Here is a 15,537-nt window from a genome sequence, read left to right on the forward strand (position 1 = left end):
GCACTTATAAAAAGCGTGACGTAGGGAGGGGATCGCTGAAATGCCTGTAATGCCCGAATTGTGTGCCGATACAATAGTTTATAACGGTACTATCTGGTGTGGATATGAAGAGGGCACAGTTGAAGCCCTGGCAATCTGGCAAGGCAAGGTTCTTGCGACGGGTACGAAGGACCAAGTTTGGTCTTTGAAGGGCGACAATACGCATTTGGTCGATCTGAAAGGGCGCTTTGCTACGCCCGGACTGAATGATGCTCATTTGCATCTAATTTCCGTCGGACTGACACTCAAGTGGATCGACGCGACGCCTCAGGCAGCGCCGACATTGCAAAGCTTGCTCGATGCGATTCGGGATGCGGCTGCTTCGACACCTCCGGGAGCGTGGATTAGAGCTCGCGGTTACGACCAGACCAAGCTCGATGTAGGTCGCCATCCACATAAATCAGAGCTCGACGCCGTGGCACCAAACCACCCGGTCATGCTGGTGCGCGCCTGTGGCCACGTTTCGATTTTCAACTCCAAAGCCTTTGAGCTGGCTGGAATAGATGAAAAATCGCCAGTGCCGGATGGTGGTTTGATCGAACAGCGAAATGGGACGTTGACCGGAATGGTTGCCGAAAATGCACAGGGTGCAGTTCGCAAGGCAATTCCGAAGGCAACGACCGAAGAGATGATCGAAGCCATTGAGGCTGCAGGCAATCTGTTGCTCTCATATGGCATTACCAGCGTCATGGATGCAGCCGTCGGACAGGTTGCGGGCTTTGATGAAATTCGCGCCTATAATGTTGCGAAGCTTCAAAAGCGATTGCCGGTGCGCACCTGGCTTGTCCTGTTGGGCGACCCTGGCCCGTCGATTGTCGAGAAATGTTATGAAGCCGGATTGGTGTCTGGGGTCGGCGATGACATGCTGACGGTTGGTGCGGTCAAGATTTTCCTTGATGGTTCGGCAGGTGGGCGGACTGCATGGATGAGTAAGCCTTATCTCGGCAACGATAATAATATCGGCGTACAGATATTGCCGGATGCGGAACTGGAAGCGCTGGTGCTTGATGCCCACAAAAAGGGTTATCAGCTTGCCTGCCACGCAATCGGTGATGCAGCGATTGGTCAGCTCATTACTGCCTACGAAAAGGCGCTTGCAGCGCATCCCGATCCTGACCGTCGTCACCGTATCGAACATTGCGGTTTCTCCACGCCGGAACAACATGAGCGGATGAAAAAAGCTGGCATCTATCCATGTCCGCAGCAGGTTTTCATCTACGACTTTGGCGATGCCTATATTTCCGTTCTCGGCGAGGAGCGCGCACTTTCCAGTTATCCGCTGAAGACCTGGAAAGATCTCGGTTTCAAGCCTGCGACCGGTAGCGATTCACCTGTCTGTCACCCGAATCCCTACCCGAATATCTATTCGATGCTGACACGTGAAACGGGCAAGGGAACAGTGATGGATGCTCGTGAATGCGTGACAATCGAAGAGGCTCTTCAGGTCTATACGGAGTTTGGAGCGTTTTCTCAGAAGCTTGAGAATGTGAAGGGTAAGCTCATACCGGGGCAGGTCGCTGATCTGGCAGTCTTTTCACGCAATATGCTCACCGCAAAACCGGAAGAGATTCTCAACGATACGCATTGTGTTCTTACCATACGCGATGGGGAAGTCGTATTCGAACGATCCTGATACATATGCTCCCGATGTTCGGGGGTAGATAAAAAGAATTGAAGCGCAAACGCTTCGGGGGAATTTCGGGCGGCGAGGTTTCGACAGAGCTGCCCGAACGAACGGTTCGGTTGAATCGCAATAATGAAATCTATGAAGGGGAACAACATGAGAAAATTCGCAATGCTGGCGGCACTGTCCGCAGTTCTGTTGGCTGGAACAGCTGCCCATGCTGCGGACGAGCCGCGTTCGGGAGGTGTCATCAATTTCGTCGCACCTTATGGTGACAGCTTCTCGACACTCGACATTCAGGCTTCGCCTGCCACGCAGGATGAGTTTTACGCGAAGGCCATCCACCGCACACTCTACGATTGGGATGCTGACCTCAACAAGCCAGTGCTGGGACTTGCAACTGATGTAACGGTGTCCGAAGACAGGCTCGTCTATACCTATAAGCTTCGTCAGGATGCTTTTTTCCACAATGGCAAGCCTTTGACAGCCGATGACATCATCTGGAGCTATACCCGGATAATGGATCCGAAAAAGGCTTTCCCTCCGGCACGTTATATTGCCGAAATCAAGGGTGCAGAGGAATATACTCAAGGCAAAGCCAAGGAAATTTCCGGTCTGAAGAAGATCGACGATCATACGCTTGAGATCACGCTCAAGCAGCCAATTGATCCGGGCTTCCAGTTCATGCGCAACAACACCTCCATTTACCCGGCTGGTGAGGGCGATAGCGAAGAGTTTCAGCGTCATCCTATCGGTCTTGGACCCTACAAGTTTGCCGAATATGTTCCCGGCTCCCGTTTGACGGTCGAAAAGTGGGACAAGTACTATGAAAAAGGCAAGCCATACGCGGACAAGATCAATATCATGATCATGGGCGATGCTGCTGCTCGCGACGTCGCATTCCGCAACAAGGAAATCGACGTGGCAGTGCTTGGACCGGCGCAGTACACTGCCTATCTTGCCGATCCTGAACTTGCGAAGAACATGGTCGAGGTAGCCGAGGTCTATACGCGTGCCGTCGGCTTTAATCCGGATTTCAAGCCGTTCCAGGACAAGCGTGTCCGTCAAGCAATCAACTACGCTATCGATAGCGATCTCATCATCAAGAGGCTCGTCAAAGACAAGGCCTATCGCGCGGTTGGTTGGCTGCCAAACTCATCGCCAGCCTTCGATAAGGATGCGAAGCCTTATCCATACGATCCTGAAAAAGCAAAAGCCTTGCTTGCAGAAGCTGGTTATCCCGATGGCTTCGAATTCGAGCTTACGGCAACGCAGAACGAGAGCTGGGGCTTGACCATCGTTCAAGCGATCATTCCGATGCTCGCGAAAGTCGGTATCAAGGTAAAGGCAAAGCCTGTGGAAGCATCTGTTCTTGCCGATGTGGTTCCGGCTGGCAACTTCCATGCCTATATGTGGTCGCTTGAAAGCGGTCCAGATGCATTAACTGCGATGCAGTGCTTCTACTCCACGACCCCTCAATCCGCGTGCAACTATCAAAAGTTCTCTAACGCTGAATTCGACAAGATTGTTGATGCAGCAAAACTGGCTAAAACCGAAGAAGAGAAGAACGAGCTTTTGAAGAAAGCCAACAACCTGTTGCAGGAAGAAGCGCCGGTCTGGTTCTTTAACTACAACAAGGCTGTCATGGCGCATCAGCCGTGGCTGCATGGCCTGCAGCCAAACTCGGCAGAGCTCGCGGTCCAGTCCTATGAAAAGCTTTGGGTCGACGACACGGTTCCGTCCGGGCGTTAATTCCGGCTGATAAGGATCGGCCCGCTCGATTTCGGGCGGGCCACTGATCCCCTTTGCTCCAGCGTAATCTACGCTGATCCGAAAGGAGGACCAAGTGCTCTATTTTATTCTCCGGCGCGTCCTGCAGATGATACCGACAGTTGTTGCGGTGTCCCTGCTGATCTTCATCATTTTCAGTGTTGTTCCCGGCAGCATCGCTTCGGGACTTATTGCCAATGGCAAGGGCATGAACGATCCGAAGATGGTCGAAAAAATTACACAGGAATTTGGGCTCGATAAGCCTGTTCACGTGCGTTTCGGCAACTATCTGGTTCAGTTGGCTCAGTTTGATCTCGGGACATCCTATCGATCAAGGCAGCCGGTTGTTTCGCTTATTCAGGAGCGTATGTGGCCGACGCTGAAACTTGCTTTCGCGGCCATGGGCTTTGCGATCCTGATCGGTGTGCCGCTTGGATTTATAGCGGCGCTGAAGCCGGGAAGCATTCTCGACAGTGTGACTATGATAGGCGCGGTCTCTGGCCTTTCACTGCCGCAATTCTGGCTAGGCCTGCTCGCAATGTATCTCTTTGCACTCACACTCGGTTGGTTACCGAGTTTCGGTTACGGTGATGGCGGTATAAGGAACATCATTCTGCCGGCGCTGACCTTGGGGGTAGCGCCACTGGCATTGCTTGCAAGAACAACGCGCGCAGCCGTGCTTGAAGTGATGGGCGCCGATTTCATCCGCACCGCCCGCTCAAAAGGAATGAACAGTTTCAGGCTCGTGAAATGGCATGTCATGCGCAATGCACTGGTGCTGATCGTTACGACAATTGGCCTGCAGTTCGGATCGATGATGGGTCAGGCTGTGGTGGTTGAGAAACTGTTTTCCTGGCCGGGCCTTGGTTCATTGTTGATTGATAGCGTTTCGCTGCGCGATATCCCTGTCGTGCAGGGGGCAATTCTCGTGATCGTATTGTGGTTTCTGGTCATCAATACAATCGTTGACATTCTCTATGCGGTCATCGATCCGCGCATAAGCCACGAGTAAGCTCATGAAGCTGCGTTTCAATCTTGTATTCGGCGGGTTCGTGTGCATCGTCATCGTGGCAGCAGCCGTCTTTGCGCCACTGCTGGCGCACTATAATCCGGTTCTCGATGCCGATTTGATGAATGCCGAACTGCCGCCCGATGCACAATTCTGGTTTGGCACTGATGCACAAGGTCGCGATGTCTATTCGCGCATCCTCTATGGCGCCCAGGTGTCTTTGACCGTGGGCGTGGTCTCACAGTGCATCAACACCGTCATAGGTCTCTGTTTTGGCATTTCTGCGGGTTATTTCGGCGGCTGGTGGGACGATTTCGTCAATGGTCTCACAAATCTTATGCTGGCAATCCCGTCGCTGATCTTCGCTTTGGCAATCATGGCGGTTCTAGGCCCTGGTTTGCCGAGCCTTTTGCTCGCACTTGGTCTCACGAACTGGTCCTGGACTTGCCGTATTGCGCGCAGTTCCACCCTTTCGCTCAAGAAGCAGGGTTATATTCAGGCCGCCAAGATGCTTGGTTATAGTGATGTTCGTATCATGATTACGCAGATCGTGCCGAACATGATTGGACCTATCCTTGTGATCGGCACACTCGGAATGGGTGACGCGATCCTCGCAGAAGCAGCACTTTCCTATCTTGGTCTTGGTATCAGTCCTCCAGATCCAAGTTGGGGCAACATGCTCACTGATGCGCGTGAGTTGATCGTGAATGCACCCTGGGCAGCCGTGTTCCCCGGTCTTGCCATCTTCTTCACAGTGCTTGGACTCAATCTGTTTGGTGACGGTCTTCGTGACTGGCTCGACCCGCATATGAGGACGCGCAAGGTATGAGCGAGCAAACACTTCTCGAGGTCGAAAACCTGCGGATCGATATCGTATCCGGTTCGGCCAAGCATAATGTCGTTGAAGACGTATCCTTCACAATTGGCGCTGGTGAAACATTCGGACTGGTGGGAGAGTCCGGCTGCGGAAAAAGCATCACCGCTTTGTCGATGATTGGGCTGCTGCGCAAACCGTTGACCATAACGGGAGGAGCGATACGCTTCAAAGGGCAGGATTTGCGTTCCATGTCGTCACGCGAAATGCGAAGGCTGCGTGGCAATCGCATCGCGATGATCTTTCAGGAGCCGATGACCGCACTCAATCCGCTTTCACCTGTAGGGCGGCAGATTGCGGAAATGTTTGTGCTGCATCAGGGTGCAACCTGGCATGAGGCAGAACGCAAGGCGGTCGAAGCATTAGCCAGTGTTCAGGTGCCCGCGCCAGAGCAACGCGTGAAGAATTATCCGCACCAGATGTCTGGCGGTATGCGTCAGAGGGTGATGATCGCTATCGCGCTTGCGTGTGATCCCGATCTGCTGATCGCTGACGAGCCCACAACAGCACTTGATGTGACGGTTCAGGCGGAAATTCTGCGTCTGATGCAGGAACTTTGCACAGCGCGGGGAACCTCTGTACTCATGATCAGTCACGATCTTGGTGTGATTGCCAAAATGTGCCGCCGCGTCGGTGTCATGTATGCCGGGCATCTGGTCGAAGAGCGGATAACATCGGGCCTGTTCCATCATCCGGCGCACCCTTATGCGCATGGCCTTCTTGCTTCGCTCCCGCAGCTTGGCTCACGTCAGAAAGAAGGCCAGTTACGGCTTCAGGAAATCGAAGGCGTCGTACCTTCTATCTCGGCCTTTCCTAAAGGCTGCAGATTTGAGCCGCGCTGCACGCGCGCGACCGATATTTGCCGCGCGCAAAAGCCGGGCTGGACGCCACTTGAGGATGCTGGTGTGGTGAGGTGTTTCCATCATGAATGATATGCATTCAACCAAACTAGCAGAGCCGCTGGTCAGCATTGATGATGTCTGCGTTTACTTCCCGGTGAGTGGTGGCATCTTCAGTCGCTCCAATCAATTGCTGCGCGCCGTCAACAATCTCAGCCTAACCCTCAACAAGGGCGAGTGCTTGTCCATCGTAGGTGAGTCTGGCTGTGGCAAATCTACGCTCGCACTCTCCATCGTCGGTTTGCAGAAACCGACTAGCGGGCAGATCTATTTTGAGGGGCGTCCGATCACTGGCAAGAATGAGCCTTCGCGGCTGGAACGGGCGAAGATGGCGCAGATGGTCTTTCAAGATCCGTTTGCTTCACTCAATCCGCGCCAGTCAGTCTATACTTCACTCGCCGCACCTTTGCGACTTCATGGTGTGACATCGCGCAGCGAAGTTGATGGACGCGTAGAGGAAATTCTGCGTCTCGTCGGATTGAAGCCCGAACAGGCAAAACGTTTCCCACACGAGTTTTCCGGCGGTCAACGCCAGCGTATTGGGATTGCGCGCGCCTTGCTGCTTAATCCCAAAGTCATTGTGCTGGATGAGCCTGTCTCCGCACTCGATGTTTCGATCCGGGCGCAGATCATCAATCTGCTGCTGGAGCTGAAAGAGCGACTTGGTCTTTCCTACATCATGATCAGCCATGATCTGAGCGTCGTAGAGCACATGAGCGATCGGGTGGCCGTTATGTATTTCGGCCAGATTGTTGAGAGTGGCCCGTGGGATCGGATATTCTCGAACCCGACGCATCCCTATACGCGGCGGCTGATCTCCGCTATTCCCGATCCGATGACGGAATTGACAGGCGGCCGACTAATTGACGACACCAACCCGCCTCGTGCACCAGACGGTTATGCGTTTTACCCCGAAAGCTTCGGTACGCACGACGTTCATGAAGTGCCGCCACCAACGCAGTTCATCGATATTGGCGGCGATCAGCGCATTCGAGTTATCGGGAAAAATTAACTTCGAGTAAAAGACCAAAAAGCGCCGCTAAACGGCGCTTTTTTATTGTCATCTTATTGGTCAGCCGCTGATGAGCTTTACTTCCATGAAATCTTCCAGACCCCATTTCCCGCCTTCGCGACCATTACCCGATTGCTTGTATCCTCCGAACGGGCTGCCCGGCGCACGCGAGGTGCCATTGATCTGCACCATACCTGCACGCAGTTTGCGGGCCACGCGCTTTGCCCTTTCCGGGCTCCCGGTCTGGATATAAGCTGCAAGCCCGTAAGGTGTATCGTTGGCGATAGCGATTGCTTCTTCTTCTGTATCGAAGGGGATCATGGCGAGTACTGGACCGAAGATTTCCTCGCGGGCAATCGTCATATCATTGTTCACGTCAGCAAAGACGGTCGGCTTGACGAAGTCACCTTCGGAGAAGCCATCTGGGCGACCGGTGCCGCCGGCCACAAGTCGCGCGCCTTCATCAATGCCTTTCTGGATCAGCGTTTGAACCTTCTCGAACTGGATCGATGAGGACAGCGGGCCGATATGGTCGCCTTCTTGTGCAGGATCGCCGACCTTTGTGTCTTCAGTCACCTTCCTGGCGAGTTCAACCGCCTTGTCATAAACTGATCGTTCGACAAGCATGCGTGTCGGCGCATTACAGGACTGTCCGGTATTCTCGAAACAGTGAGCGAGGCTGCGCGCAATGGTTTTTTCAAGATCGGCATCGGCAAAAACGATGTTTGGTGATTTACCACCAAGTTCCAGCGAGACCCGCTTTACTGTTGTTGCCGCTGCGCGGGAAACCGCTGTTCCGGCGCGCGTTGAACCGGTGAAAGACATCATGTCGATATCCGGGTGTTGTGACAAAGCTTCGCCAACGATAGCGCCTTCGCCATTGACGAGATTGAAAACACCCTTTGGAACGCCAGCCTGATCCACAAATTCTGCAAAGAGCATGGCCGACAATGGTGCAATTTCCGAAGGCTTCAACACGACTGTGCAACCAACAGCTAGCGCAGGAATAACTTTCAGCGCGATCTGGTTCATTGGCCAGTTCCACGGCGTAATGAGGCCGCAAACACCAATTGGTTCGCGCACAACCGTCTGGTTCGGATACTTCGAGGAAAAGACCTCTTCGAATTCAAAGTTCTCAAACGCGGCGATGAAGGCTTTTGTATGCGATAGGCCTGCTGCAGCTTGGGATTCCCGAGCGAGTTTAATTGGAGCGCCCATTTCGAGTGAAATCGTCTTGGCCATTTCGTCCAGACGAGATTCGTAAATTTCGACGATACGTCGGATATAGCCGATGCGTTCTGCGGCTGGCGTTTCGCTCCAGGATGGAAAAGCATTGCGTGCGGCAGCGACCGCCAGATCTATATCTTTCGCAGAACCTGCCGAGATGACGGCATAAGGCTTTTCATCGGCAGGATTGATGACCTCGATGGACTTGGCTTCCATTGGGGCACGCCACGCCCCATCGATATAGAAGTCGGTTTTCTGGGTGAGGTTTTTCTGAAGCATCGTGCCGTCCTCCGTCGTGCTCACTGTTCAGGGTCAGCATAAGCCAGCCCAATTTGTTTCCAACACTAATGTCCGGATACAGCAGCGTCAAAACAGAAGGGTGCATGGAAACATCAATTTTTCTTATTCATTATCGTAGGCTTCGACGTCGAAGCCGAGAGCAACCAAACCTTCTTCGAGATAATCGCCGAGAAGCGGCGTGCCAATGAGATATTTGGCTTCGCGGCCATTATCGCGATCAGCAGCAGTTGAGAGGGCTTCGTCCCATTCTTCGGCGCTGAAATCGCCGCGCCCCACCCACATGAGTGCCAGCAATTCCTGCCGTTCATCAATGTTCAGAGATCGTATGGCGGCAAAAAGCTCCTTGCGGGTAGGATTTGCCAGTGAAGCGTCGAGAATGTCAACTTCACTGTCGTCGCTGGCATTAGACCCGGATTCTTCATCAACTGCGGGAACCTGAACGTCATATTCCCGAGCTTTGGCGATTATAAATTCCAAGTTGTCGATATTGTTTACCAGCTCAACCACGCTTGCCTCCGTCACTTTGGCTGTTTGGCAAACAACGCTTCTGGAAAGCCTTGGTTCCCGCTGTCTCAGAGAGCTGGATCAGCTTCGCGCAGCCTGTAGCCCACGCCCGTTTCGGTTAGAATATAATGCGGCTGATCCGGGGATTTTTCAATCTTCTGCCGCAACTGCCGGACATAGATGCGGAGATATTGCACATCAGCGGCCGGTCCCCAGATCTGGTTCAGAATATAATGATGGGTCAGCACTTTTCCGGCGTGCTGTACGAGTAGACGCAGAATGTCGTATTCCTTTGGCGACAGCTTAATTTCTTCCCCATTTACTTTCACAAGGCGGCGCACGAGATCGACCATCAGACCATCGCTTTGGAAAAGCGGCTTTTCGCCCTGCTGTTGAAGCCGATGACGCAAAGCGACACGCAGACGCGCGGCAAGCTCCTTCATACCGAAAGGCTTTGGGACGTAATCATCGGCACCATCTTCCAGCGCACGGACGATTCCTGCTTCGTCGGTACGGCTAGAGAGGATAAGAATGGGCAAAACGATGCTATTTTCTCTCCAGCGTTGCAGCAAAGCATGCCCATCAGTATCGGGAAGCCCAAGATCCAGAAGCACAATATCCGGTTTTTCTGTCGCTATACGCTCCTCGGCTTCACCACCATTCACCGCTTCTACGACGGTATAGCCCTCCGTCGTCAGCCCCACCCGCAACAGTTTGCGGATAGCTGGTTCATCGTCAACAACAAGAATTTTCAATTTCAGATCGTTCATGAGTTCCTGTCAATTTCGTCAACGAGCACGGGTAGCGTGACTGTAAATATAGCACCGGTACCTTCATGCCGGTTGCCTGCCCGGATGGAGCCTCCCATCGCCTCGATGAAACCGCGAGCAATGGGAAGACCCAGCCCAGTTCCAGCCTGCACGTGGTCACCTTTGCGCACACGATAGAACGTATCGAACACGCGCTCCAGATCGGCCGGCGGAATACCGGGACCCTGATCGCTGATTTCCAGTGTGATACGAGCCGGATCGGCGCGAACTGCAATTGTAATGGAGGAATTCTGCGGCGCGTATTTGGCTGCATTGTCGAACAAGTTGAACAATGCCTGTTCGAACAGGACGGCATCAAGCTGAACCATCGGCAGGTCGACTGGAACGACAACGTTCACCTGATGATGAGCTAATATTTTGGCTGCACGCTTGAGGGCGGCTCCGATAAGGTCGCCAACGTCGTGAAATGATAGATTGGGCTTCATAGCACCCGCTTCGATCCGTGTCATATCGAGGAGGTTGGCAATGAAGCGGTTCAGGCGCTCCGACTGGTCGACCACCGTTGCCACCAGTTCAGAACGGTCGGCATCTGGCAGCGATGCAGAATAATCGCGCAGCGTCGTCGCTGCACCCAGAATAGCGGCCAAAGGAGTCTTCAGATCGTGTGAAATCGAGGTGAGCAAAGCTGAACGCAGCTTGTCAGCTTCCGCCGCAAGTTTCGCTCGCTCTACATCACCGACAAGCTGAACGCGTTCGATCGCAATTGCGGCCTGATCGGCCAAAGCTTCAAAGAGGCGTTGTTGTTCAGGTGTGAGGATAGGGCCCGCACGATCATTGTCGAGACCGATGACGCCTACCGATGTCCTCGCGGTTTTGAGAGGTAAATAGAGGCGTTTGGCACCCGGTAAAGTATTAGCTCCGCGCCCCGCTGGAAGATCGTGTTCCCAGGTCCAGTGTGCGGCGGCGATATCAGCGTCATCCAAAGTGTCATCCGGCGGATAACCGCCCCTGACGGCGATGCTATTACCTTCAGGCAAAAGGATCACGGCTCGTACCTTGAGCATCGATGCGATCTGGAATGCGGTGGCCCATAGCACATCATCGAGTGAGCCGGTCCCTGCGAGCTTTTTGCTGAAAAGATACAGATCTTCCGTCATGCGCGCGCGCTGTCGTGCTGCTGCGGCCTGGCGCTGGACCCGGCTTGCCAGATTGCTGGCAATGAAACTTACAAACAAAAAGAAAATCAGAGCTACGACGCTTTCGGGATCTGCGATAGAAAGTGTGTAGAGTGGTGAAAGAAAGAAGAAATTATAAGCAAATGCGCTAAGAACGGATGAAAAAAGCGCTGGCCAGAGACCAAGTGTGACTGCGACGCCAAGCACGCCAACAACAAACACCAGTGCGATGCTGCGCACGTCCAGAAACTGTTCAAGCAATAATCCCGCAACAAGCGCAATGCCTGTTATCGCGATGCCGATCAGATAGGGCCCAATGTCAGGCGATGTTCTTTGAGTGGCGGTATTTACCTTGCGGGTTGGCGCTCCGTTTTCAACGTCGACACCCGCAGTTATATGAATATCAATAGCGCCGGAGAGCCGGACCAGTTCGCGTGCTATGGAGCCGTCAATCATCTCCCGCCAGCGTGATTTTATTGATTTTCCGGCGACAATCTGGGTGAAGTTGTGAGCCGAGGCGTAGCGCACAATATCTTCGGCGACCGATTGGCCTGGAATGACGATTGTTTCTCCGCCAAGCTGTTCGGCCAGCCTCAACGCAGTTGCAAGCCTATCCTTTGCTTGTTCGGTAAGTCCGGCAGACCGTGCCGTTTCTATATGGATGGCGGCCCATGGTGCACGAAGACGATCTGCAAGCCGACGCGCGTAACGAACCAGCGATACACTACGGGGACGCTCGTCGATGGCAACCAGTATGCGGTCGCCAGCAGCCCAGGGTCCTTCGATAGCATGGGCTCGCATATGGCTGAGAAGTTGCTCGTCCACACGCTGGGCGGTACGACGTAGCGCCAGTTCTCGTAGTGCTGTCAGATTTCCGGGCGAAAAGTAATTGCGGATCGCCCGTTTCGCAGTCTTGGGAAGGTAAATTTTGCCTTCATTGAGACGCTTGATGAGATCATTCGGCGTGAGATCGATCAGTTCGATATCGTCGGCTCGGTCGATGATACTGTCGGGCACGGTTTCACGTACTCGGATGCGGGTGATTTGCGCCACAACATCGTTGAGGCTTTCGACGTGCTGGATATTGAGCGTTGTATAAACATCGATCCCGCGCGCCAGAATTTCCTCGACATCCTGATAGCGTTTAGGGTGTCTGCTGCCCGGCGCATTCGTGTGCGCCAGTTCATCCACTAGAACCAGTTGTGGTTTGCGGGCGAGCACAGCATCGATATCCATCTCATCGAGAAGATGACCACGATAGGCCACTTGTGCACGCGGGACGATCTCAAGCCCGTCTGTCAGGGCTTCGGTTTCAGCGCGTCCGTGGGTTTCGACCACGCCGATGACGACATCTACTCCATCGGCTTTGCGCGCGCGGCCGGACATCAGCATTTCATAAGTTTTACCGACACCTGGCGCGGCACCGAGAAATATTTTCAGGCGGCCACGCGTCTCGCGTTCCGCCTGTTCAAGCAGAGCATCGGGTGAAGGTCTGTTATCGCCAAAGCGAAGGGCATCCGATGTCAAGCAAAGCTCCTGAAAAGAAGGGGCGGCAAATCATGCCACCGCCAGTTATTCTACTTGGTGCCGGTCCTGTCCAGAACAAGGTTCAGCTTCAAAACATTGACCACTGGTTCACCGAGAAAGCCAAGTTCACGGGCTTCAACCTGTTGCTCGACAATTCCGCGTAGTGCGGTTTCATCAATCCCCCGCGCTTTCGCGATACGAGACGCCTGATAGAACGCGGCTTCCGGTGAAATATGCGGATCGAGACCACTTGCAGATGCAGTTACGAGGTCGATCGGCGGCGGCGCAGAGCCTTCGCTTTGCACCAAAGCGGTAGCGTCGGCTTTAACCCGCTCAATGAGTTTTGGATTGGTCGGTCCCAGATTGGAGCCACCGGAGCTTGCGGCGTCATATCCGCCACTCCCTGCGGCAGATGGTCGACCGTGAAAATAGCGGTCACCGGTAAAATTCTGGCCAATCAACTCGGAACCGACGATTTTGCCGTCCTTTTCGATCAGGCTGCCATTGGCGCTGGCTGGAAAGATCGCTTGGGCGATACCTGTCATGCCAAGCGGATAGAGCAAACCTGTTATGACGGTAAGCGATACGATCATGACAAGTGCTGGACGAAGCTGTTTCAGCATTTTTGCAAATCCTTATGCGAGGCCAAGAGCCGTAATGGCCATATCGATGGCCTTGATGCCGATAAAAGGCACGATGACGCCGCCGAGGCCGTAGATCAGAAGATTGCGCGAAAGGAGCGCTCCTGCACCAACTGGCTTGTAGGTGACGCCTTTCAGTGAAAGCGGGATCAGGGCCACAATAATCAGGGCGTTGAAGATAATGGCCGACAGGATGGCGCTCTGTGGCGTAGCGAGCCCCATGATGTTGAGCGCACCGAGTTGGGGATAGAACGCCAGGAACATTGCCGGAATAATCGCAAAATATTTTGCAATGTCATTGGCGATGGAGAAGGTCGTCAATGCTCCTCGTGTCATCAGCAATTGCTTGCCGATTTCAACGATTTCGATGAGCTTGGTGGGATCGCTGTCGAGATCGACCATATTTCCGGCTTCTCGCGCGGCAACTGTACCGGTGTTCATGGCCACGCCGACATCCGCCTGCGCAAGAGCAGGGGCGTCGTTGGTGCCGTCGCCGCACATTGCAACAAGTTTGCCCTTGGCCTGTTCCTCGCGGATCAGCGACAACTTGTTTTCTGGTGTTGCCTGCGCAAGAAAGTCGTCCACGCCCGCTTCAGCGGCGATGGCCGCTGCAGTCATCGGGTTGTCACCGGTAATCATAACCGTGCGGATTCCCATGCGGCGCAACTCTGCGAAGCGTTCACGGATACCGCCTTTGACGATGTCTTTCAGGTGCACGACACCGAGAAGAAATCCATCTTTGGCAACAGCGAGCGGCGTGCCACCCGCTTTGGCGATTGTGTCAGCAATGGATTGCAGTTCCGCAACCGCTTTTTCATCGGCGCGGCTATTCTGGCTTACATAGGCCAGCACCGCATCAACAGCACCTTTGCGAATGACCGAACCTTCGATATCGACACCGCTCATGCGGCTTTGTGCGGTAAAGGGCACGAAATGCGCGTGAAGCCCCTGCATGTCGCGCCCGCGCAACCCGTATTTTTCCTTGGCCAATACAACAATGGAGCGGCCCTCCGGTGTTTCGTCCGCAAGTGAGGCCAATTGTGCTGCGTCGGCAAGCGTCTGCTCGGTTACGCCGCTCACAGGTGCAAACGCAGCCGCCTGACGGTTTCCGAGCGTAATCGTACCCGTCTTGTCGAGAAGAAGCGTGTCGACGTCACCTGCCGCCTCGACCGCACGACCGGACATGGCAAGCACGTTGAACCGAACGAGACGGTCCATGCCTGCAATGCCAATAGCAGAAAGCAAAGCGCCAATCGTAGTTGGGATCAGGGTGACGAAGAGTGCAACCAGCACCGTTACAGGAATATAGCCGCCTGCATAGGTCGCAAAGCTAGGGATGGTAACAACGGCCAAAACGAATATCAGCGTCATGCCTGCAAGCAGAATGTTGAGCGCTATTTCATTCGGCGTTTTCTGACGTTCGGCACCTTCTACCAGACTAATCATCTTGTCGATGAAAGTCGAACCTTGTGCCGCAGTGATGCGAACCTTGATCCAGTCTGAAAGAACCTGTGTTCCACCGGTAACAGCAGAACGGTCTCCACCGGATTCGCGGATGACGGGCGCAGACTCCCCGGTAATGGCGGCTTCATTGACGGACGCAACGCCTTCGATGACTTCGCCATCCGAAGGGATGATGTCGGTGGCTTCCACCAGAACGACATCACCGACTTTCAAGCTTGTTCCCGGTACGCTTTTCCAGCTTGGCCGTTCTGGATTGTCCAGAAGTTTGGCTTGCGTTTCGGTCCGTGTCCGACGCAATGAATCCGCGTGTGCTTTGCCGCGGCCTTCGGCGACGGCCTCGGCAAAATTTGCAAACAGCACGGTAAACCACAGCCATAGGACGATCTGGAATGAGAAGCTGACATCGGGATTGCCGGCGGCAACGTCTTTCAAAAGTAGCAAAGTCGTCAGCAGTGAAACAACTGCAACCACGAACATCACCGGATTACGTGCAAGACTCCTGGGATTGAGCTTGCGAAAGGCATCGCCAATGGCGGGTAAAAGGATGCGGGCATCGAGAACGCTCGCGGATTTGGACTGGCTCATAACAGAGGCTCCAGTGAGAATACGTTTCCGTTCGGAAAACTTAGATCAGTCCGGCAAGCTGAACCGCGAGAAGGAGGGCGGTCGTTACCAGAAGAATCGAGAGAATGCAGCTTGAAG

The 15,537-nt window shown here is 53.9% G+C and carries 12 protein-coding genes; 6 read left to right on the forward strand and 6 right to left on the reverse strand.

Going from position 1 to position 15,537, the window contains the following annotated elements; genetic code table 11:
- Positions 1-49: 49 nt before the first annotated feature.
- The 6 genes from FIB18_RS01330 (at position 50) to FIB18_RS01355 (ending at position 7,227) form a co-directional block, all read left to right on the forward strand.
- Entirely contained in the window at positions 50-1,672 is a 1,623-nt protein-coding gene (locus FIB18_RS01330; RefSeq protein ID WP_407921839.1) for an amidohydrolase, read from the forward strand.
- A 147-nt stretch (positions 1,673-1,819) separates the two neighbouring features.
- Positions 1,820-3,415, forward strand: coding sequence for an ABC transporter substrate-binding protein (locus FIB18_RS01335; RefSeq protein ID WP_140019034.1), 1,596 nt, complete (start codon positions 1,820-1,822; stop codon positions 3,413-3,415).
- A gap of 94 nt (positions 3,416-3,509) precedes the next feature.
- A complete protein-coding gene (locus FIB18_RS01340) occupies positions 3,510-4,445 on the forward strand; it encodes an ABC transporter permease (protein ID WP_140019035.1) in 936 nt (311 codons plus the stop codon).
- A gap of 4 nt (positions 4,446-4,449) precedes the next feature.
- A complete protein-coding gene (locus tag FIB18_RS01345; protein WP_122001870.1) occupies positions 4,450-5,271 on the forward strand; it encodes an ABC transporter permease in 822 nt (273 codons plus the stop codon).
- Entirely contained in the window at positions 5,268-6,248 is a 981-nt protein-coding gene (locus FIB18_RS01350) for an ABC transporter ATP-binding protein (protein ID WP_140019036.1), read from the forward strand. Before FIB18_RS01345 ends, FIB18_RS01350 begins: the two co-directional genes overlap by 4 nt.
- Positions 6,241-7,227, forward strand: coding sequence for an ABC transporter ATP-binding protein (locus FIB18_RS01355; protein WP_140019037.1), 987 nt, complete (start codon positions 6,241-6,243; stop codon positions 7,225-7,227). Before FIB18_RS01350 ends, FIB18_RS01355 begins: the two co-directional genes overlap by 8 nt.
- 60 nt (positions 7,228-7,287) lie before the next feature.
- Here FIB18_RS01355 and FIB18_RS01360 read toward each other — a convergent pair whose 3' ends face one another.
- From FIB18_RS01360 to kdpB, 6 genes are all read right to left on the reverse strand, one after another.
- A complete protein-coding gene (locus FIB18_RS01360; RefSeq protein WP_140019038.1) occupies positions 7,288-8,733 on the reverse strand; it encodes an aldehyde dehydrogenase family protein in 1,446 nt (481 codons plus the stop codon).
- Positions 8,734-8,856: 123 nt separating this feature from the next.
- Complete coding sequence (locus FIB18_RS01365) at positions 8,857-9,261, reverse strand: DUF3775 domain-containing protein (protein ID WP_140019039.1); 405 nt, start codon at positions 9,259-9,261, stop codon at positions 8,857-8,859.
- Positions 9,262-9,326: 65 nt separating this feature from the next.
- Positions 9,327-10,028, reverse strand: a complete 702-nt coding sequence (locus FIB18_RS01370) for a response regulator (protein ID WP_140019040.1) — start codon at positions 10,026-10,028, stop codon at positions 9,327-9,329.
- Complete coding sequence (locus FIB18_RS01375) at positions 10,025-12,730, reverse strand: sensor histidine kinase (protein ID WP_140019041.1); 2,706 nt, start codon at positions 12,728-12,730, stop codon at positions 10,025-10,027. The genes FIB18_RS01370 and FIB18_RS01375 overlap by 4 nt, the downstream gene beginning before the upstream one ends.
- 50 nt (positions 12,731-12,780) lie before the next feature.
- Positions 12,781-13,353: a potassium-transporting ATPase subunit KdpC gene (gene kdpC, locus FIB18_RS01380; RefSeq protein WP_140019042.1), complete on the reverse strand. Its 573-nt coding sequence runs from the start codon at positions 13,351-13,353 to the stop codon at positions 12,781-12,783.
- Positions 13,354-13,365: 12 nt separating this feature from the next.
- Entirely contained in the window at positions 13,366-15,420 is a 2,055-nt protein-coding gene (gene kdpB / locus FIB18_RS01385; protein ID WP_140019043.1) for a potassium-transporting ATPase subunit KdpB, read from the reverse strand.
- Positions 15,421-15,537 lie beyond the last annotated feature (117 nt).

The sequence above is a fragment of the Brucella pecoris genome (assembly GCF_006376675.1).
Lineage (GTDB): Bacteria > Pseudomonadota > Alphaproteobacteria > Rhizobiales > Rhizobiaceae > Brucella > Brucella pecoris.

Bases quoted from the DNA above. Each gene is read 5' to 3' on its own strand.
- FIB18_RS01330 (WP_407921839.1), top strand. From the start codon at position 50: ATGCCCGAATTGTGTGCCGATACAATAGTTTATAACGGTACTATCTGG.
- FIB18_RS01335 (WP_140019034.1), top strand. From the start codon at position 1,820: ATGAGAAAATTCGCAATGCTGGCGGCACTGTCCGCAGTTCTGTTGGCT.
- FIB18_RS01345 (WP_122001870.1), top strand. From the start codon at position 4,450: ATGAAGCTGCGTTTCAATCTTGTATTCGGCGGGTTCGTGTGCATCGTC.
- FIB18_RS01350 (WP_140019036.1), top strand. From the start codon at position 5,268: ATGAGCGAGCAAACACTTCTCGAGGTCGAAAACCTGCGGATCGATATC.
- FIB18_RS01355 (WP_140019037.1), top strand. From the start codon at position 6,241: ATGAATGATATGCATTCAACCAAACTAGCAGAGCCGCTGGTCAGCATT.
- FIB18_RS01360 (WP_140019038.1), bottom strand. From the start codon at position 8,733: ATGCTTCAGAAAAACCTCACCCAGAAAACCGACTTCTATATCGATGGG.
- FIB18_RS01370 (WP_140019040.1), bottom strand. From the start codon at position 10,028: ATGAACGATCTGAAATTGAAAATTCTTGTTGTTGACGATGAACCAGCT.
- kdpC (WP_140019042.1), bottom strand. From the start codon at position 13,353: ATGCTGAAACAGCTTCGTCCAGCACTTGTCATGATCGTATCGCTTACC.
- kdpB (WP_140019043.1), bottom strand. From the start codon at position 15,420: ATGAGCCAGTCCAAATCCGCGAGCGTTCTCGATGCCCGCATCCTTTTA.